General features: G+C 33.5%; 23 protein-coding genes. All 23 read left to right on the forward strand.

Annotated elements, in window-relative coordinates:
- Positions 1–15: 15 nt before the first annotated feature.
- The 23 genes from rpiB (at position 16) to spoIIID (ending at position 20,338) form a co-directional block, all read left to right on the forward strand.
- Positions 16–453: a ribose 5-phosphate isomerase B gene (rpiB, locus tag KQI38_RS01580; protein ID WP_216554686.1), complete on the forward strand. Its 438-nt coding sequence runs from the start codon at positions 16–18 to the stop codon at positions 451–453.
- 54 nt (positions 454–507) lie between these two features.
- A complete protein-coding gene (upp, locus tag KQI38_RS01585) occupies positions 508–1,137 on the forward strand; it encodes a uracil phosphoribosyltransferase (protein WP_094899612.1) in 630 nt (209 codons plus the stop codon).
- Between the two features lie 17 nt (positions 1,138–1,154).
- Positions 1,155–2,186 carry a glycosyltransferase family 4 protein gene (locus tag KQI38_RS01590; RefSeq protein WP_094899613.1) on the forward strand — a complete coding sequence of 344 codons (1,032 nt, stop codon included), beginning with the start codon at positions 1,155–1,157 and terminating at the stop codon, positions 2,184–2,186.
- A gap of 142 nt (positions 2,187–2,328) precedes the next feature.
- The gene (wecB, locus tag KQI38_RS01595; RefSeq protein WP_216554688.1) at positions 2,329–3,438 is read left to right on the forward strand and encodes a non-hydrolyzing UDP-N-acetylglucosamine 2-epimerase; all 1,110 of its coding nucleotides are present in this window, start codon (positions 2,329–2,331) and stop codon (positions 3,436–3,438) included.
- A gap of 115 nt (positions 3,439–3,553) precedes the next feature.
- Positions 3,554–4,936: a sigma-54 interaction domain-containing protein gene (locus KQI38_RS01600; RefSeq protein WP_216554696.1), complete on the forward strand. Its 1,383-nt coding sequence runs from the start codon at positions 3,554–3,556 to the stop codon at positions 4,934–4,936.
- 296 nt (positions 4,937–5,232) lie between these two features.
- Complete coding sequence (locus KQI38_RS01605) at positions 5,233–6,411, forward strand: acetyl-CoA C-acetyltransferase (protein WP_216554698.1); 1,179 nt, start codon at positions 5,233–5,235, stop codon at positions 6,409–6,411.
- Between the two features lie 181 nt (positions 6,412–6,592).
- On the forward strand, positions 6,593–7,249 hold the full coding sequence (locus tag KQI38_RS01610) for a CoA transferase subunit A (RefSeq protein WP_094899616.1): 657 nt from the start codon (positions 6,593–6,595) through the stop codon (positions 7,247–7,249).
- Positions 7,249–7,899 (forward strand): CoA transferase subunit B, encoded by a 651-nt coding sequence (locus tag KQI38_RS01615; protein ID WP_216554700.1) that lies wholly within the window; start codon positions 7,249–7,251, stop codon positions 7,897–7,899. The genes KQI38_RS01610 and KQI38_RS01615 overlap by 1 nt, the downstream gene beginning before the upstream one ends.
- A gap of 424 nt (positions 7,900–8,323) precedes the next feature.
- A complete protein-coding gene (locus KQI38_RS01620) occupies positions 8,324–8,551 on the forward strand; it encodes an AtpZ/AtpI family protein (protein ID WP_094899618.1) in 228 nt (75 codons plus the stop codon).
- A 4-nt stretch (positions 8,552–8,555) separates the two neighbouring features.
- The gene (locus tag KQI38_RS01625) at positions 8,556–8,936 is read left to right on the forward strand and encodes an ATP synthase subunit I (RefSeq protein ID WP_094899619.1); all 381 of its coding nucleotides are present in this window, start codon (positions 8,556–8,558) and stop codon (positions 8,934–8,936) included.
- Between the two features lie 88 nt (positions 8,937–9,024).
- Positions 9,025–9,693, forward strand: coding sequence for a F0F1 ATP synthase subunit A (atpB, locus tag KQI38_RS01630; protein ID WP_235601219.1), 669 nt, complete (start codon positions 9,025–9,027; stop codon positions 9,691–9,693).
- Positions 9,694–9,727: 34 nt separating this feature from the next.
- Positions 9,728–10,012 (forward strand): ATP synthase F0 subunit C, encoded by a 285-nt coding sequence (atpE, locus tag KQI38_RS01635; protein WP_094899621.1) that lies wholly within the window; start codon positions 9,728–9,730, stop codon positions 10,010–10,012.
- Between the two features lie 71 nt (positions 10,013–10,083).
- Positions 10,084–10,593 carry a F0F1 ATP synthase subunit B gene (atpF, locus tag KQI38_RS01640; RefSeq protein WP_094899622.1) on the forward strand — a complete coding sequence of 170 codons (510 nt, stop codon included), beginning with the start codon at positions 10,084–10,086 and terminating at the stop codon, positions 10,591–10,593.
- Entirely contained in the window at positions 10,581–11,123 is a 543-nt protein-coding gene (locus KQI38_RS01645) for a F0F1 ATP synthase subunit delta (RefSeq protein WP_094899623.1), read from the forward strand. Before atpF ends, KQI38_RS01645 begins: the two co-directional genes overlap by 13 nt.
- Positions 11,124–11,142: 19 nt before the next feature.
- A complete protein-coding gene (gene atpA / locus KQI38_RS01650) occupies positions 11,143–12,648 on the forward strand; it encodes a F0F1 ATP synthase subunit alpha (RefSeq protein ID WP_094899624.1) in 1,506 nt (501 codons plus the stop codon).
- Positions 12,649–12,711: 63 nt separating this feature from the next.
- On the forward strand, positions 12,712–13,569 hold the full coding sequence (gene atpG / locus KQI38_RS01655; protein ID WP_216554703.1) for an ATP synthase F1 subunit gamma: 858 nt from the start codon (positions 12,712–12,714) through the stop codon (positions 13,567–13,569).
- Positions 13,570–13,588: 19 nt separating this feature from the next.
- Positions 13,589–14,986 (forward strand): F0F1 ATP synthase subunit beta, encoded by a 1,398-nt coding sequence (gene atpD, locus KQI38_RS01660; protein ID WP_216554705.1) that lies wholly within the window; start codon positions 13,589–13,591, stop codon positions 14,984–14,986.
- Positions 14,987–14,988: 2 nt separating this feature from the next.
- The gene (locus KQI38_RS01665) at positions 14,989–15,414 is read left to right on the forward strand and encodes a F0F1 ATP synthase subunit epsilon (protein WP_216554707.1); all 426 of its coding nucleotides are present in this window, start codon (positions 14,989–14,991) and stop codon (positions 15,412–15,414) included.
- 133 nt (positions 15,415–15,547) lie between these two features.
- Positions 15,548–16,336, forward strand: coding sequence for a YwmB family TATA-box binding protein (locus KQI38_RS01670; protein ID WP_216554709.1), 789 nt, complete (start codon positions 15,548–15,550; stop codon positions 16,334–16,336).
- Between the two features lie 18 nt (positions 16,337–16,354).
- Positions 16,355–17,617 carry a UDP-N-acetylglucosamine 1-carboxyvinyltransferase gene (gene murA, locus KQI38_RS01675; protein ID WP_216554711.1) on the forward strand — a complete coding sequence of 421 codons (1,263 nt, stop codon included), beginning with the start codon at positions 16,355–16,357 and terminating at the stop codon, positions 17,615–17,617.
- 266 nt (positions 17,618–17,883) lie between these two features.
- Positions 17,884–18,924 carry a stage II sporulation protein D gene (gene spoIID, locus KQI38_RS01680; RefSeq protein WP_216554713.1) on the forward strand — a complete coding sequence of 347 codons (1,041 nt, stop codon included), beginning with the start codon at positions 17,884–17,886 and terminating at the stop codon, positions 18,922–18,924.
- Between the two features lie 266 nt (positions 18,925–19,190).
- Positions 19,191–20,033, forward strand: a complete 843-nt coding sequence (locus KQI38_RS01685; protein ID WP_216554715.1) for a M23 family metallopeptidase — start codon at positions 19,191–19,193, stop codon at positions 20,031–20,033.
- Positions 20,034–20,083: 50 nt separating this feature from the next.
- Positions 20,084–20,338 carry a sporulation transcriptional regulator SpoIIID gene (gene spoIIID, locus KQI38_RS01690; RefSeq protein WP_094899632.1) on the forward strand — a complete coding sequence of 85 codons (255 nt, stop codon included), beginning with the start codon at positions 20,084–20,086 and terminating at the stop codon, positions 20,336–20,338.
- Positions 20,339–20,413 lie beyond the last annotated feature (75 nt).

Consider the following 20,413-nt stretch of genomic DNA (forward strand, 5'->3'; position numbering starts at 1 on the left):
AGAGGATGAATATAAATGAAAATAGGCATAGGCAGTGATCATGGTGGTTTTGAATTAAAGGAATATATTAAGGAGTATTTAGATAGAGAGGGAATTTCTTATATTGATTATGGCACAAATTCCATCGAATCAGTGGATTATCCAGATTATGGAAAAAAGGTATCTGAAGCTGTTGTATCCAAAGAAGTGGATAAGGCTATTGTCATCTGCGGCACAGGTATTGGTATTTCTATAGCTTGCAATAAGGTAAAGGGAATTAGATGTGCATTATGTGGAGATACCTACTCAGCCAGAATGAGCAGAGAACATAATGATGCTAATGTTTTAGCTCTTGGAGGCAGGGTAATTGGAAGAGATTTGGCTTTAGAAATAGTTTCTATATGGTTAAAAACACAATTTGAAGGCGGAAGGCATGAAAAAAGAGTAGAAAAAATAAGTGAAATTGAAGGCTAGTTTATGATATAATTTTCAAGGAAAATAATTAATGTTGAGAAAGGAGTTTTTCATATGGGAAACGTAGTAGTATTTGACCATCCTCTTATTAAACATAAACTTACATTTATAAGAGATAAAAATACAGGATCTAAGGAGTTTAGAGAATTAGTTACAGAGGTTTCAATGCTTATGGGTTATGAGGTAACTAGAGATTTACCTTTAGAGGAGATTGAAATAGAAACCCCTCTTATGAAAATGAAATCACAAGTTATATCAGGTAAGAAGGTGGGACTTATACCAATACTTAGAGCAGGACTTGGTATGGTTGATGGTATGTTAAATCTTTTGCCAGCGGCTCGTGTAGGACATATTGGGCTTTATAGAGATCCAGAGACGTTAAAACCTGTAGAGTATTATTGTAAATTACCTCAAGATATTGAAGAAAGAGAATTGATAGTCTTAGACCCTATGCTTGCAACAGGAGGTTCGGCTGTAGCTGCAATAGACTTTTTAAAAAAGAGAGGTGCCACAAGCATAAAATTAGTTTGCTTGATAGCTGCTCCTGAGGGAGTGAAGGCTGTAACAGATTCTCATCCAGATGTAGATATTTATGTAGCTGCTTTAGATGAAAAACTAAATGATCACGCCTATATAGTCCCAGGTCTTGGAGATGCTGGTGACAGATTGTTCGGAACTAAATAAAAGGAGAGGGATTTGCTATGAAAAGCTTTATTGCACCATTTTTGCTAGCAACGGTTATTTCATATTTGTCTACTCCTTTGGTAAGGAAACTAGCATTTAAGGTAGGGGCCGTTGATATTCCAAAAGATGATAGAAGAGTGCACAAAGAGGCTATGCCACTTATTGGTGGTTTGGCTATATTTGTAGCAGTAATTGTGGTTACTTTAATATTTTTACCTTTAGAAAAAGAAATTATTTCAATAATAATAGGTGGAACTGTTATTGTAATAGGGGGCATAATAGACGATCTTAAGGAGCTAAAACCTAAAACTAAATTTATGTTTCAAATCATAGCAGGCTTGATACTTATATTTGGTGATGTGAAAGTTGATTTCATTACAAATCCCTTTACAAAAAACAGCTCACTGCTGTACTTAAATTGGTTATCTATACCTATTACTTTGTTTTGGGTAGTTGGTATTACTAATACATTAAACTTCATAGATGGATTAGATGGATTATCTGCGGGAGTTGCTATGATATCAAGTATAACCCTTATGATTGTAGCTAGTAAAGGGTATACTAGCAATTATATCAGTGTGATCATAATGTCAGCTGCTATAGCTGGTGCATGTTTAGGCTTTTTACCATTTAATTTTAACCCAGCGAAGATTTTCATGGGTGATACTGGTGCATTATTCTTAGGATTTATGTTAGCCGCCATAACAATAGAAGGTGTTATGAAGAGCGTAGCAACCATTGCTATTGTTGCACCTATACTTATATTATCTGTACCCATTTTTGATACTACTTTTGCAATATTTAGGAGATTATTAAATGGGCAATCTATATCAGCGGCAGATAAAGGACATTTACACCATAGGCTTTTAAGTAGAGGGTATTCTCAGAGAAAATCCGTGCTAATACTTTATGGCATATCTGCGATTTTTGGCTTATTTGCAATATTAGTATCTCAAGCCAATAGTAGACAGGCTGTATATTTATCTTTAGTGTTACTTATCGTATCAGTGCTAGTAGCCATAAAGCTGGGGATATTTGAGAAGAGATAGCGAATAGTTAAGAGTATTAAAAGCAGTGAATAGTGAAGAGTGAAAAGTGAATAGTTCAGGATAAGGATTTTTGGGGTCTTTTAGTCTTTTCAACTATTCACTATTAGTTATTCACTAAAGAGATGAAAGGATGATTTATCTTATGAAAATAATGACTGTCTTTGGTACAAGACCAGAGGGAATCAAGATGGCTCCAATAATTAAGGAGTTGGAGAAGAGAGAAGGTATTGAATCTGTTATATGCATTACTGCTCAACATAGACAGATGTTAGATCCGGTACTAAATATATTTAATATAAAACCGGATTATGATTTGAATATATTTAAACCTGGACAAACTCTAACAGAAATCACAACAAGGGCCTTAGAAGGTCTAGAGGAAGTAATTATAAAGGAGAAGCCTGACGTACTACTGGTTCAAGGTGATACTACTACAGTATTTGCAGGAGCTTTAGCTGCATTTTATCAAAAGGTAAAGGTTGGGCATGTAGAAGCAGGACTTCGTAGTGGAAATCTATATTCACCATATCCTGAGGAAGCTAATAGGAGATTAGCTGGTTTACTTGCAAATTTTCATTTTGCTCCAACAGAAAGGAATAGGCAAAACTTATTAAAAGAAGATTATCCAGATGAAAAAATATTTATTACAGGCAATACTGTAATAGATGCTTTAAAGTATGTTATCAAAGAAGATTACATATTTGATATTGATTTATTAAACAATCTAGATTATGAGAATAAAAGAGTAATTTTAATTACAGCCCATAGGAGTGAAAATATTGGTAAGCCTATGGAAAATATATTTACTGCAATTAAAGATATTATGGAAAAATATGAAGATGTAGAATTAGTTTTTCCTATGCATCTAAATCCTAAGGTACGAGAAATTGCTAATAAAGTTTTAACAAACAATGATAGGATACATTTGATAGAGCCTTTAGATTATGCACCTATGGCAAATCTTATGGCAAAAGCACATCTAATCGTTACAGATTCAGGTGGACTTCAAGAAGAAGGACCTACCTTTGGCAAGCCTGTACTTGTAGTTCGTGAAGAAACAGAAAGACCAGAAGGAATAGAGGCTGGAACAGCTAAACTAGTAGGTACTAAATATGAGAGTGTATTTAATGAGCTTAATCTTCTGTTATCAAATAAGGATGAATATAATAAGATGGCTAATGCTGTAAATCCATATGGAGATGGAAAGGCAAGTGAGAGGATAGTAGATATATTAGTGAATAGCGGAAAGTAAAAAATAGTGAAAAGTGAATAGTGAAAAGTGAATAGTTTTAGGTAAGGGTTTAGGGTCTTTTTAACTATTAGTTATTCGCTATTATCTATTCACTATCTTTCAAGGGGTTGAGATTTTGGTAGATAAATTAACCGAACTTAGGGATAGTTTTGAAATGTTAGAGGATATTTTAAATTATGCATATGAAGGCTATGTATTAGTTGATCCTGAAGGCAAAATAGTTAAGATGAATTATGAAAAGCTTTTAGGAATAAAAGAAGAAGACGCAATCGGAAAACCAGTAGAAGAAATTATCGAAAATACTCGTATGCATATTGTAGTAAAGACAGGGGCTAAGGAGTTAAGAGATGTACAGAGAATACAAGGTCATGATATGATTACAAACCGTATTCCCATAATAAAGCAGAACAAAGTAATTGGAGCCGTAGGCACAGTGCTTTTTAAAGATATCAGCGAAGTAAAGGAGTTGGCTCACCAGCTCCTTGATTTGCAATCAAAGATAAATAAATATAGAGGTGAAATTGAAAGAATAGAAGGGAGTAAGTACTCCTTTGATAGTATTATCACTAGAAATCCAAAGATGGAATATTTAAAAAAGGTTGGTAGGATGGCAGCAGAAACAAATTCAACTGTGCTTATTACAGGAGAATCTGGTACTGGTAAGGAGTTATTTGCACATGCAATTCATAGAGCAAGCTATAGAAAGGGAGAGGCCTTTATAGCTATTAATTGTGCTGCAATCCCCAAAGACTTATTAGAATCCGAGTTATTTGGATATGATAGTGGCGCATTTACTGGAGCTAGAAAAGAAGGTAAGGTTGGAAAATTTGAACTTGCTTCGGGAGGAACCATTTTTTTAGATGAAATAGGAGATATGCCTTTAGAAATGCAGGCAAAAATTCTTAGGGTATTAGAATCTAAAGAATTTGAAAGAATTGGCAGTAACAAAAAAGTTTCATTCGATGCTAGAGTTATAGCAGCTACAAATGAAAATATAGAAGAAGCAATAAAAAAGGGTAAATTTAGAGAGGATTTATACTACAGATTAAATGTAATAACTATAGAAATTCCACCACTTCATGAAAGAATTGAGGATATAGAGCCTTTGAGTCAGGATATTCTTGCTTTTTTACTTAGGGAAATGAACCTAGGAGAAAAAGAGCTGGCTAGAGAAACTATAAAAATCCTTAAATCATATAGTTGGCCAGGAAATGTAAGAGAACTAAGAAATGTATTGGAAAGAGCAATTAATCTTTCTACAGGTAGGATTATTTTGCCAGAACATCTACCAGAAAGACTTATGAATAGGGCAAGCTATATAGTGGGAGACCCAGATGATATACCTTTATTAAAGGATGTTGTTTTAGTAGCTGAAAAAGAAGCCATAGAGAAAGCTCTTGTTTTGACCAAGGGAAATAAATCTCTAGCTGCCGAGAAATTGGGAATACACAGGACAGCTCTATATAAAAAGATTGATAAGTATAAAATAGAAAGTTGAAATGTAGCTAGAAATATACAAAATTATTGATGATGTATACTTTTTGCTACATGATTTTTATATAAATATAAGCAAACTGTATAATAAAACGTACACTCTATAAATATTACATCATATCAAAAAAATCATAATTTAATTTATATATCATATACATTAGTGAACTCAACAGTTTTAGTCAATAAAATACTTTTTATATAACTTGGCACAATAATTGCTATTATATTTATTATATGGATTTAATAAAAAATTACAAATAGATTGATTTAAAAAACAAATAAATTATAGGAGGTATAAAAATGAGAGAAGTTGTTATTGCTTCAGCAGTTAGAACACCTATTGGTGCATTTGGAGGTAAGTTTAAAGATGTTTCTGCAGTGCAACTTGGTACTATAGTAGCTAAGGAAGCCCTAAAAAGAGCAAAAGTAGATCCAAGTATGGTAGATGAAGTTATTTTTGGTAATGTATTACAAGCTGGATTAGGCCAAAACGTTGCTAGACAGGTATCAGTACATGCAGGTATTCCTGTAGAAGTACCTTCTTTTACAGTTAATAAAGTTTGTGGTTCTGGACTAAAGACAGTTGCGTTGGCAGCTCAGGCTATTTTAGCAGGAGAAGCAGATATAGTATTAGCAGGTGGTACAGAGAATATGAGTCAGGCTCCATATCTATTAAAATCTGCTAGATGGGGTCAAAGAATGGGTAATGGTCAAATAGAAGATTACATGGTACAAGATGGTCTAACTGATATTTTCAATAATTACCATATGGGAATTACAGCAGAAAATATTGTAGAAAAATATGGCCTTACTCGTGAGGAACAAGATCAATTATCATTAGGAAGCCAAAACAAAGCAGAAGAAGCTGTAAAGAGTGGAAGATTTAAAGAAGAAATTATTGCTGTTGAGATTCCTCAAAGAAAGGGAGATCCAATAGTTGTTGATACTGATGAATATCCAAAATTTGGTACTACCATAGAGACGTTAGGAAAACTTAGACCAGCATTTAAGAAAGATGGTAGTGTAACTGCAGGAAATGCTTCTGGTATCAATGATGGAGCAGCTGCTTTAGTTGTAATGAGTAAAGAAAAGGCTGACGAGCTAGGAATTACTCCATTAGCTACTATTGCATCCTATGCTTCAGCAGGGGTGGAGCCATCCTTAATGGGAACTGGACCTATTCCGGCTACAAGAAAAGCTTTAACTAAAGCTAATATGACAGTAGAAGATTTAGATTTAATAGAAGCAAACGAAGCTTTTGCAGCTCAAGCATTATCAGTTATAAAGGATCTTAACCTTGACACTGATAAAGTTAACGTAAATGGTGGAGCTATAGCTTTAGGTCATCCAATAGGCGCTTCAGGAGCTAGAATATTAGTTTCATTATTACATGAAATGGCAAAGAGAGATGCTAAAAATGGTTTAGCTACCCTATGTATAGGTGGAGGACAAGGAATAGCTATGATAGTTAAAAGATAGTGAATAATTAAAAGTGAATAGTGAATAACAGAAAGTAGTTATATATAATAGTGAATAAATAATAGTTTGAAAGGCTAAAAGAGATGGCTATCCTTATCTTTTAAACTATTGGATTTTCACTAATTCTAAAACTATTCACTATTCTCTCTTCACTATTGACTAAATAAAGGAGGTTATATTTATGAATAAAGTTATATCTATTGATGCAGCTATAGATCATATTAAAGATGGTATGACTATTATGATCGGTGGATTCTTAGGATGTGGATCACCACACAGATTAATCGACGCTCTTGTGAAAAAGGGTGTTAAAGATTTAACATTAATTTGCAATGATTCTGGTTTTCCAGAAATAGGTGCGGGTAAATTGGTAGTAAATAAACAAATTAAAAAACTTATAGCTTCTCATGTTGGGACAAACCGTGAAACTGGAAATCAAATGAATTCTGGCGAAATGGAGGTAGTATTAGTACCACAAGGAACTCTTGCAGAGCAAGTAAGGGCAGGAGGAGCTGGACTTGGTGGATTTTTAACACCAACAGGAGTAGGTACAATAGTTGAAGAAGGTAAAGAAAAAATGATAATTGATGGAAAGACATATCTTCTTGAGAAACCACTTAGAGCAGACGTTGCTTTAATTGCTGGAGCAACTGTAGATAAATTTGGTAATATCGTATATCATGGTGCTACAAGAAATTTCAACACACTTATGGCTACTGCTGCAGATACAGTAATCGTTGAAGCTGAAAAGGTTTTAGAAATAGGAGAACTTGATCCTAATGATGTTGTTACTTCAGGAATATTTGTAGATTATATTGTTAATGGAGGTGACAAATAATGGATAAGAAAGAATTCATTGCTAGACGTGTAGCTAAAGAACTAAAAGACGGAGACGTAGTTAACCTTGGCATCGGATTGCCAACTATGGTAGCTAACCATGTACCTGAAAATATGACAGTGTTTTTCCAATCAGAAAATGGATTTATAGGCCTTGGACCTGCTCCAGAAGAAGGCAAAGAGGACCCTTATATAGTAAATGCAGGAGCTCAATGTGTAACTATTCTGCCTGGTGGAATATTCTTTGACTCCGCTACATCCTTTGGTATTATTCGTGGAGGTCATGTTGATATGACAGTACTTGGAGCACTTCAGGTAGATGAAAAAGGTAATCTTGCTAACTGGATGATACCAGGAAAAATGGTTCCAGGTATGGGAGGAGCTATGGATTTAGTAACAGGAGCTAAAAAGGTAATAGTAGCTATGGAACATACCGTAAAAGGAAGTCATAAGATATTAAAGGAATGCAACCTTCCATTGACAGCTGCGGGAGAAGTAAATCTTATTATTACTGAAATGGGAGTTATAGAAGTAACTAAAGAAGGTTTAGTATTGAAGGAAATTAATCCAGAATTTACTGTAGAAGAAGTGCAAGCAGCTACAGAAGCTAAGTTAATAATTTCTGAAAACTTAATAAAGATGGAAATCTAAATTTTTCTGAAATAGCCCTTAGTACCTAAGGGCTATTTTTTATAACGAATAGGAAAGTTCTATTTTTTCTCTTTTCCATTTTAGAACTTGCTATGATCTAAATATGTTTTAAGCAGATTGCCGAAATCTTTGATTTTGTGTAAGTTGCTTATGTATTGTCCAAAAAAGACTTTCTTTTTCTTTAATATAAGCTTGAATTTAAATAGGTGTAGGAAATAGATTTCTTAATATATTAACGTCTCAATAGAAGTTTTTGTTATATTGTGATAGTCAAATTTTGCAATATTGCATTAAATTACTTGCATAATATTGTAAAATTTTATATAATTGCAATAGTATTTTAAAAATATTCTTTGCGTAATGTGACACGTTAATGTTATAATTATAACATACTAATGAAAAATGTTTACCATGGAGTGAGGAAATGAAGAATAAAAACTATAAGGATATCTTTCAAAACCTAACTTTGATTACTCAAGTTGGCCTCTCTGTTATTACACCTATTTTGCTCGGTGTTTTCTTGGGGCAATTTATAGATAATAAAGTTGGTACGAATGGTATCTTTTCTATTATCTTCATTATTTTTGGTGTTGGTGCAGGTTTTTTGAATATATTTAAATTAGCTGGCAATAAAGGAAACAAAAGGAAGTGAATATATGAATAATGACTTAGTGTTTAAAGTAACAAAACGAGTAAGTATAATTTCACTATTAATTATTGGAAGTGCTGCTTTTATATTTAAAAATTCTAAGCCAATTATACTTGGGTATATATTTGGAGCAATAATTAGTATATTAGGGTTTAAATTGCTTCATAATACTATAAATAAGGCTGTGGAAATGTCACCAGGTAAAGCTGCTGCTTATTCTACTGTACACTATATTTTAAGATATTTGATATATTTTATTGTACTTTCAGTAGCTGCCATAGCAGATTATCTTAATTTTCCTGCAGCTATTTTGGGGCTTTTAATGGTCAAAATTGTCATATTAGGTTCAGGGATATTTGACAAAGATTTTCAGAAATATCAGAAATAAATAATTAATAATTTATTAATTATTTATATATTACATTTAGGAAATAAGAATAAGTAATATATAGCAAAGTATGAAAGGAGGGATATATTTGGAATTATTATTAAAAATATTTGGGATGGAAATAATTGTACCTGACACTATTGTTAATATGTGGATAGTTACAATATTATTAATTATTTTTGCCTTTATAGTTAATAGTAAAATTAAAAAGGCTAATGTAGATGAAGTACCATCAAATTTCCTAAATGTTGTAGAACTAATAGTGGAATCTATAGAGAATCTAGTTAACACAACTATGGGCCCACAAAATATCAAATTTGCACCTTATATTTTAACTCTAGCATTATTTTTGGCAGTAGCTAATTTATTTGGGTTACTAGGATTTTCACCACCCACATCAGATTATTCTGTTACATTTTCTCTAGCTTTAATTACTTTTGCGTTAACGCAGTTTTGGAAATTTAGAAATTCTAGAGGCTTAGGTGGTTATTTAAAGAGTTTTACAGAACCTATGATTTTTTTAACTCCGCTAAATGTAATTGGTGAGTTAGCCAACCCAATTTCATTATCTTTCCGTCTTTTCGGAAATATTATGAGTGGTGGAATTATTATGGGCTTGCTATATCAGGCACTAGGATTAATTGCACCAGTTATTGCGGCACCATTGCATGCTTATTTTGATGTATTCTCTGGATTGTTGCAAACATTTATATTTATAATGCTATCTATGATATTCATAGGTGGGGCAGAAGAGTAAATTATTTTTCTAAAATTTGAGAGGAGGAAACAAAATGTTACAAGGAATTACAAGTGAGGCTTTTATATTAGGATGTTCAGCAATAGGTGCTGGTCTTGCAATGATCGCAGGTATAGGACCTGGAGTTGGTCAGGGTCATGCAGCGGGTCAAGCAGCAGCGGCAGTAGGTAGACAGCCAGAAGCTAAAGGTGATATTACTTCAACTATGCTTTTAGGTCAAGCGGTAGCAGAGACAACAGGTATTTACGGATTAGTTATAGCTATAATTTTACTATTCGTTAGACCACTATTAACAGCTTATATCAATCTAGGATTATAATATCTGATGTTTAATCCCTGGATGTGTTCTAATGGGACACTGGGGGTATCTCAGGCTAAGGAGGTTAGTTTATGTTTGTAGTTAGAGCCTTGCCAGAACTTTCATCTATGATTTTAGCTTGGGTGGCTTTGTTGTTACTCTATCTAATGCTTAGGCATTTCTTATATAAACCAGTTTCACAATATCTAAATGCTAGAAAAGAAAAAATTAAATCAGATATTGATGGAGCAAAGGTATTAAAGGAAGAGGCTATAGCCTTAAGAGATGATTATGAGTCAAGAATTAGCCTTGCCAAGAAGGAAAGTCAAGAAATTATTGAATCTGCTAGAAAGCGTGGAGAAGAATTGAAAGAAGGCATATTAGCAGAAGCTAAAAAAGAAGCTGAAGGCATAGTATCAAGAGCTAGAAAAGAAATAGCTCGTGAAAGAGAAGTAGCTTTTCAAGACATTAAATCCCAAGCTGGCGAAATTGCAATCTTAATTGCTTCTAGGATTATGGAAGAAGAAATTAAAATTGATAAACAAAAAAATTTAATCGATAAATTTATTGATGAGGTAGGTAGTTCAAAATGGCAGAGTTAATTAGTAATAGATATGCTTTAGCCCTTTTTGAAGCCGGATTGGATTTAGAAAAGACAGATGAATTTAATAAGGAATTAGATTTTTTAAAGGTAATATTTGAGGAAGAAAAGAAATTGCTTCAAATATTACATCACCCTAAAATTAGTAGGGTAGAAAAAAGAGATTTAATAGATAAACTTTTTAAAGATAGAATATCACAAGAGATGGTCAACTTTCTATATATTCTCATCGATAAAAGACGTGAAGGATATATTTTAGAGATAATAGACCAATATAAGGAATTATTCAATGAACATGAAAACATAGTTAAAGTTGTAGCTATAACAGCAGTACCTATGGAAGAAAAATCTAAAAATAAGCTTCAGACAGTTTTATCTAATAAGCTAGAGAAGAAAATTGAACTTACGAATGAAGTTGATGGTACAATTCTTGGTGGCGTATTGCTTAAGCTTCAAAACAAGCTTATAGATGGTACAGTAAAAGGTCAGCTAGAATCCATAGGAAAAGCTATTAGTGGTGCAACTAACTAGGGAAGAGTGAGGTGAGAAAATGGAGTTAAGACCAGAAGAAATAGGTTCCATTATTAAGGAACAAATTAAAAGATACGAAAAAACTTTAGATATGGTAGACGTAGGTACTGTTATTCAAGTAGGGGATGGTATTGCTAGAATCCATGGTCTAGAAGGATGTATGGCAGGAGAACTTATAGAGTTCCCAGGAGAAGTATTTGGTATGGCTATGAACTTGGAGGAAGATAATGTTGGATGTGTTCTTTTAGGTTCAGATGATAAGATAAAAGAGGGAGATACTGTAAAGAGAACTGGTAGAATCATAGAAGTTCCAGTAGGAGATGCTATGATAGGTAGAGTTGTTAATGCCCTTGGTCAACCAATTGATGGTAAGGGAGCTATAAACACTACTAAATTTAGTCCTATTGAGAAAATCGCTCCAGGAGTTATCACAAGAAAGAGTGTTAACCAACCTTTACAAACAGGTATCAAAGCAATAGACTCCATGATCCCAATTGGTAGAGGCCAAAGGGAGCTTATAATTGGAGATAGACAAACTGGAAAAACTGCTCTTGCTATCGATACTATTATTAACCAAAAGGATCAAAATATAATTTGTATCTATGTAGCCATAGGACAAAAAAGATCTACAGTAGCTCAAATAGTTGATACATTAGAGAAACGTGGTGCAATGGATTACACAATAATTGTCTCTTCTACGGCTAGTGAATTAGCACCGTTACAATATATTGCTCCTTATGCTGGTGTAACAATAGGTGAGGAGTTCATGGATAATGGCAAAGATGTTTTAATTGTATATGACGATTTATCAAAACATGCTATTGCCTATAGAGCTATGTCACTATTATTGAGACGTCCACCTGGAAGAGAAGCTTTCCCAGGAGACGTATTCTATCTTCACTCAAGACTTCTTGAGAGAGCTGCAAAATTAGATGAGAAATATGGTGGAGGTTCTATTACTGCATTACCTATTATAGAAACCTTAGCTGGAGATATATCAGCATATATTCCAACAAATGTTATTTCTATTACAGATGGACAGATTTTCTTAGAGACAGATTTATTCTTTGCAGGACAAAGACCAGCTATAAACTCAGGACTTTCTGTTTCAAGAGTTGGAGGTTCTGCACAAATTAAGGCTATGAAAAAAGTTGCAGGTAGGATTAAATTGGAACTAGCTCAATATAGGGAGTTAGCTGCTTTTGCTCAATTTGGTTCCGAGTTAGATAAGGAAACGAAATCAATACTTGATCAAGGTGCTAGAATGCTTGAAATATTAAAGCAGCCTCAATACAGCCCAGTATCGGTTGAGCATCAAGTAATTATACTTTATGCTGCACTTAATAAACATCTTTCAGATATACCTGTAGATAAGGTATCTACTTTTGAAAAAGAATTTTTACAATTTGTGGATAATAATTATCCTGATATTATAGAAAGCATAAGAACAACAAAAGACTTAACTGATGAAAACACTGAAAGAATCGTAACAGCTATAAATGAATTTAAGAAAAGTTTTCAATAATTGTCAATTATCAATTACAATTGTGAATTGTAAATTGTGAATTGATTCAAGGTGGTGTAAATTTTGGCTGAAACAACAAGAGATATTAAAAGGCGAATAAGAGGAATTAGTAATACAAGACAAATTACCAAGGCCATGGAATTAGTTTCATCAGCAAAGTTAAAACGGGCTAGAGAAAGATTAGAAAAATCTAGACCATACTATAATACTGTTCTTAGTAATATTCAAGATATCCTAGCTACTACAGGAAATATGAAACATCCTTTATTAGATAATAGAGAAGTTAAGTCTTCTTTATATATTGTAGTATCTGCTGATAGAGGACTTGCAGGAGGATATAATGCAGGTGTAATCAGGTTAGCAGAGAACAAAATAAGAGAAGATAACATAGATGCTAAAATAATTGCTGTAGGAAGCAAGGCGAGAGATTACTTTAAGAAAAGAGGTTATGACCTAGTTGGTGATTTTGTGGGAATTAGTGAAGAACCAGAATTTGCTGATGCTAGGAAAATTGGTAATATAGCACTTGAACTATATAAAAACAAGGATATAGATGAGATAAACATAGTCTACACTAAGTTTTTAGGTACTATTTCTCAGGAACCTACGATTTTAAAATTACTTCCATCTACGGAAGTTCACGAGGGATCGAGTGAAAGAAGAACAGTTACAGAGTTCGAGCCTTCTACTGAAGAGGTGCTTAGTTACTTGATTCCCAAATATATACAAAGTACTATCTATGGTGCTCTTATTGAAGCTTCTTCTAGCGAGCAGGCGGCTAGAAGGGTAGCCATGGAGGCTGCTACAGATAATGCTGATGAAATGATTGATGAGCTTAACATCAGCTATAACAGAGCAAGACAAGCGGCAATTACTATGGAAATAACTGAAATTGTCTCAGGTGCTGACGCTCTAAAGTAAGGATGAAAGGAGAGGGCAAATGGAAAAGAACATTGGTAAAATTGTTCAAGTTATAGGCCCCGTAGTTGATATTCGATTTAGTGAAGATAGTCTACCAGAGCTATTGAATGCTATTGAGATAGAGAGAGAAGGAAAAAAATTAGTTGTAGAGGTAGCTCAACATGTTGGCGATGACACTGTTAGGTGTGTTGCCATGGATTCAACTGATGGACTTGTAAGAGGAATGGAAGCTGTTAATACTGGAAAGTCTATAGCAGTTCCTGTAGGTAAGGAAACATTGGGAAGACTTTTCAACGTATTAGGTGAAGCTATTGATGGTAAAGGAGATGTTAATGCAGCACAAACTGCTCCTATTCATAGACCAGCTCCATCCTTTGAAGAACAAGAGACTTCTAAGGAAATATTTGAAACGGGGATTAAAGTAGTAGACCTTATAGCACCTTATTCAAAAGGTGGTAAGGTAGGCTTGTTTGGTGGTGCTGGAGTAGGTAAAACAGTACTTATACAAGAGTTAATAAATAATATTGCGACACAACATGGCGGTTTATCTGTTTTTACTGGTGTCGGAGAGAGAACTAGAGAAGGTAACGACTTATACTATGAAATGATTGAATCTGGAGTAATCGATAAGACTGCCTTAGTATTTGGACAGATGAATGAGCCACCTGGAGCCAGAATGAGGGTAGCTTTAACTGGTCTTACTATGGCGGAATATTTTAGAGATCAAGAAGGGCAAGATGTTTTACTATTCATAGATAATATATTTAGATTTACGCAAGCCGGATCAGAGGTATCTGCTCTATTAGGTAGAATGCCATCAGCAGTAGGTTATCAGCCGACTTTAGCTACTGAAATGGGTGCATTACAGGAAAGGATTACTTCAACTAAGAAGGGTTCCATTACATCAGTTCAAGCTGTATATGTGCCTGCAGATGACTTGACTGACCCAGCCCCTGCGACTACATTTGCTCACTTGGATGCTACTACAGTATTATCACGTCAAATTTCAGAGTTAGGAATTTATCCAGCAGTTGATCCATTAGATTCAACTTCTAGAATTTTGGACCCTGAAATCGTAGGTAAGGAACATTATGAAGTAGCAAGACAAGTACAAGAGATTCTTCAAAGATACAAGGATCTTCAAGATATTATAGCTATTCTAGGTATAGATGAGCTTTCAGATGAAGATAGATTAATAGTTGCACGAGCTAGAAAGATTCAAAGATTTTTATCTCAACCATTTACTGTAGCAGAACAATTTACAGGAATGAAAGGTAAGTATGTGCCAATTAAAGAAACCGTTAGAGGATTTAAGGAAATCCTTGAAGGAAAACATGATAGTTTACCAGAGTCAGCCTTCCTATTTGTAGGTACTATTGATGAAGCAGTAGAAAAAGCTAAGGAGATGGAGGGTTAATTATGTCTAACTTTCATTTGGATATTGTAACCCCCGATAAACCATTCTTCTCAGATGAAGTAGAAATGGTTATAGTTAGAGGTATAGAAGGTGATATGGCCATCCTAAAGGGAAGAGCACCAGTTACAACACCTCTTAAGATTGGAAAGGTAAGGATATTCCAAAATGGGGAAGAAAAGGTAGCTGCTGTAGTGGATGGATATATTTCTGTAGTAGATGATAAGACAACTATAGTGACTGAGGCTGCTGAGTGGCCTCAAGAAATAGATGTAAAGAGAGCTGAGGAAGCTAAGGAGAGAGCTGAAGAGCTTTTAAAAAATAGAAGAGATAGCATTGATGTGAAAAGAGCTGAATTAGCCCTTCAACGTGCGATAAATAGATTGGAAGTTTCCAAATTAAAAAAATTTGATGAAAAATTTGATGAATAAATAGGTATAAAAAGTACCCACCCTTGGTAATACTTTTATCATAGGGAAAGGGTACTTTCTTTATGAAAATGTTTTGTCCCCCTTTACATTTTTTTAGAAAGTACCTACCCTTAAATTTTAAGGAGGGGTATAAGTGAAAAAGTTTATTCTATTTGCAATTATATTATCTTTACTAATTCCAACAATTACAATGGCAGGTAAGAAACATAGCGAGAAAGATGTTCTAGAAGGTATATTAAAAGACCTCAATGGTGAATTCTTTGAAGGTGACCTTAACATGGGAGGAGTACTCATAGATGAATTCATATCTCGTGAAACTATGGAGGAATTGGGAGAACTGGTAAAAGAATCACTAGGTATTGTTGGAGAGGAAATAGACATTAATAGAGATATCACAGATGTGGAAGGACAATTTTATTGTAAGGAAATCATCTATGAAAAAGGGTTTAACCAAATGTCAATTTATGGATATGATGCAAATATAAATCCAATAACTATAGTTTTAGCATCCTATCTGAACCCTGAGCTAAATAATGGAGAAACTACTCTATTTATTAACTTAATAAAAAGAGAGCAAAATTTTAGTATTAATGGTATAATAGAGAAAATAGAAAGTATCTTTAAAGATTATGGTAAACCTTTAGAAATTACTACTTGCATTATTGGAACAATTGAGGGAAAATCTAGAGAAGAGGATTTAACTAAAAATGCAGTTAAGGCTATGAGAAGGTTCAAGGCAAAAGTTGTGGAGGAGTATACAGACATATCTTTAGTAAGCTATACTGCCTATACACCTCTTATAGAAAGTTCTATATTCTCTGGTGAAAAAAAGGTTAACTTAAATCTAGCAATAAGGTATAATGAAAATGAAGATAAGACTTATATTTGGATAGGAACACCTATTATTACCACTGGATACTAAAATTAGGAGGAGATTTGCTTGGAAAAAATAATGGTGGAAAAAAGCCCCCCACTGAGAGGAAGAGTAAGGATATCTGGTGCTAAGAATTCAGCCCTTCCTATATTGGCAGCATCATTACTTGGAACAGAAGATATAATATTAGAAGATGTGCCGAGGCTTAAAGACGTGGAGGTAATGTGTGAGGTACTTACATCTCTTGGGGCTAAAGTAGAACAGCTAGATATAGGCAAAATAAAAATTAATTCTGCCAATATTAACAATTATGAAACTAAATATGAATTAATGAGTAAAATGAGAGCATCATTTTTAGTCATGGGACCATTACTTACAAGACTAGGTAAGACTAAGAATTCTTTACCTGGTGGTTGTGCTATAGGCACTAGACCTATAGATTTGCACTTAAAAGGTTTTAAAGCTTTGGGAGCTACTATAGATGTGGATCATGGGAATATAAGCGCTTATGCTGATAAATTAATAGGAGATAAAATTTACCTAGACTTTCCTTCTGTTGGTGCAACAGAGAATATAATGATGGCAGCAGTAATGGCTAAAGGTGAAACTATAATAGATAATGCTGCTATGGAACCAGAAATAGTAGACTTAGCTAGCTTTTTAAATAAGTTAGGAGCAGATATTAAGGGTGCTGGAACTTCAACTATTAGAATTAGAGGAGTAGAAAAATTAGGTGGAGGAATTCACTCAATTATCCCTGATAGAATAGAAGCAGGTACTTTTATGGTAGCAGCTGCTATAACTAAAGGAGATATAACTGTAGAAAATGTTATAACATCTCATATAAAGCCAGTGATAGCAAAACTTAAAGAGGTAGGCTGTGAGGTAATCGAAAATGGTGACTCTGTTAGAGTTATTGGTACTGAGAATTTAAAGGCAATAGATGTAAAGACTATGCCTTATCCAGGATTCCCTACAGATATGCAAGCACAGTTTATGGCACTTATGAGCCTTTGTAAAGGAACTTCTGTATGTATAGAAACAGTATTTGAAAACAGATTTATGCATGTTGATGAGCTAAAGAGAATGGGTGCAGATATAAAGATAGATGGTAGATCAGCAATTATACAAGGTGTAAGTAATTTAACCTCAGCCCCAGTAAAAGCATCTGATTTAAGAGCAGGAGCAGCTTTAGTATTAGCAGGATTAGTATCTGAAGGAATTACCGAGATAGAAAATATCTATCATATAGATAGAGGTTACGACAATATAGAAGAGAAGTTTACAAACTTAGGAGCAATTATATATAGGAAGACAGTGAATAAGTAATAGTTAATAGTGAATAACTAAAAGTGAATAGTATAGGCAAGCTTTGCTTGCTTGATAATGAATAACTAATAGTAGGAAAAGGATTTTTTCTTTTCGGCTATTAGTTATTTTTTTGTTTTAACTATTAGTTATTTACTATTCACTGTTTTTAAAGCTATTCACTCTTCACTATTAACTATTCATTATATAATATACGAATAGTTGAAGCATAATGCTTTAACTATTCGCATATTATATTACATACTAAAGGTAAAGAGGGGGAGAAGATGAAAAAACTAGGGATTTACATTTCCATGGTCTTGATAATAACTATATTGATACCTACAGTTATTGTTAAGACTTTTAATTTTGTACCTAAAGGTAATACCGCACAAGGGAAGTCTTTAGAACAAGAAGAACAAATAATTGAAAAAGTGGAAACACCAGTAACTACTGATTATACAGATAGTACTGTAAAAGTTTATAATACAAAGACTGGAATTGTAGATGAGATTAATATAGAAGATTATGTGAAGGGTGTAGTTTCAGCAGAAATGCCTGCTGAATTTCACATAGAAGCTTTAAAGGCTCAAGCAGTAGCTGCCAGAACCTATGCAATAAGTAGAGCAATAAAATATAAAGATGGACATCCAGATCATCCATCAGCTCCTCTTTGTAGTGGAGACCATTGTCAAGTATATCTATCTTTTTCTCAATTAGGAGAAATCCGCGGAGATACTTGGATAGAAAAGTATTGGGCTAAGATTGAAGAAGCTGTAGATTCTACTCAGAACTTGGGAATTTTCTATAATGGAGAAATTATAGAACCTCTATACCATTCAACATCTGGAGGTAGGACTGAGGATGTAAAAGATGTATTTGCTGGAGAGATGCCTTATCTAAAATCCGTCTCAAGTCCCTATGAAGAAGAAGCACCAAAGTATAGAAATACTATTACTTTAACTACAGATGAATTTATAGAAAAGATTAAATCAAAATATCCAGATGTCAATTTAACTAAAGATAATCTTCATGAAAAGATTAAGTTAATAGAGAGGACATTAACGGGTAGGGTAAAAAAGATTGCCATAGATAAAGTCATAATAGAAGGGAGAGATTTAAGAAATCTATTTTCCTTAAATTCAACTAACTTTACTATTTCTTTAGATAAAAAATTAAATATTATAGAGATTGAGACCTATGGATATGGACACGGTGTAGGTATGAGTCAATGGGGAGCCAATGGTATGGGTAAGCATGGAAACACCTTTGAAGAAATACTTAAGCATTATTATACTGGAGTGGAGATTAGATTGATTGATAATTAAAAATAATAGTAATATACGCTTACGGCTATGAATAATTCTAAAGTCCATTTTGGTGAAAAATCCTAAAGTGTGCAAGCTCGTTACGTTCCAATAGTGCAGGCTACTTAACGGATTTTTCACTTTCATTCACTAAGAATTATTATCATCATATCTTGCAAAAATTAGCTTAATATTTCTATTATTTTTTCTATTATTTTTTTATTTTTTGTATCTTTAATTGTATGTATTTCTTTAATCTGGAAATACTAGGTAATGGAGGTGGAGATATGAAAAATAAATTAATCAAGTTAATAGAAAAGGAAGGATTTATTCTATTTTTATTTGTATGTGTATGCGTGGTGGCTGGTGGGACTTTGTTTATATCCATGAGAAATATGAATATAAGCAAAAATGCAAGCCATAAGATAGGTAATGATGATCTTATAATCTTAGATGAGGAGTTAACTAAAGAACCCAACATTTATGATGAAAATCTTCATATGACCAATGTAACTGATGCAGATGCAATTGATGCAGAAATAATTGCTGCAAGTGCAGCGGATAATGAAGAAGATACTGTAGAAGCAAATTCAGATGAAGAAGGCATTGCAGAAATAAATTTAGATGAAGAGGATATTGCAGAAACGAATACGGAAAACTTAGAATTTGAAGAAGAGGATGAGCAGGAAGAATATAAAGAGGATTCTGATTTAGTACAAGAAGTTAAAACCATTGTCCTTCCAATAGATGGATCAATAATTACAGAATATACTTCCAATTCATTAATTTATTCAGAGACTCTAGATTCATGGGTAGGTCATGGCGCTGTAGATATTGAAGCTTCTGAAAATACTATAGTTAAAGCAGCTGCAGATGGAGTTGTTAAGGAAGTATATGAAGATGAGCTATGGGGAATAGTAATAGTAATAGACCATGGAAATGATTTGCAAACTAAGTACTCAGGTCTTGGTACTAAAGAGATGGTAAAGGTGGGGCTCAATGTAAAAAAAGGAGACCATATATCTAAAGTTGGTAATACGGCAAAAATTGAAATGCTAATGAAGCCACATCTTCATTTTGAAGTCATAAAAAATGGAAAATTAGTAGATCCACGTTCTATTAACAATTAGAAGAGCATAAGTATTTATTGAATACCCAAAATGTCAGGGGGGTTGATTAAGTGAAAGATTATATAGAAGAACGAACATTAGAAGTTGCAAAATACATAATTTCTAATAAAAGTACTGTTCGAGATACAGCTAAAGTTTTTGGGTGTAGCAAATCAACAATTCATAAAGATTTGACAGAAAGATTACCAAAGATAAATCCAAATTTGGCTCATATGGTAAAAGAGCTTTTAGACTTCAATAAAGCAGAAAGGCATATAAGAGGTGGAAGAGCAACTAAACTAAAGTATAGTGCGTCTAATGAGTAAAAAGGTCCCGTAACAGGGACTTTTTAGTTTTTTGTAAAAAATTATAGCAGGATTATTAATAAGTAATTCTAGACA

The organism is Tissierella carlieri, assembly GCF_018917285.1.
In the GTDB taxonomy this organism is placed as follows: domain Bacteria; phylum Bacillota; class Clostridia; order Tissierellales; family Tissierellaceae; genus Tissierella; species Tissierella carlieri.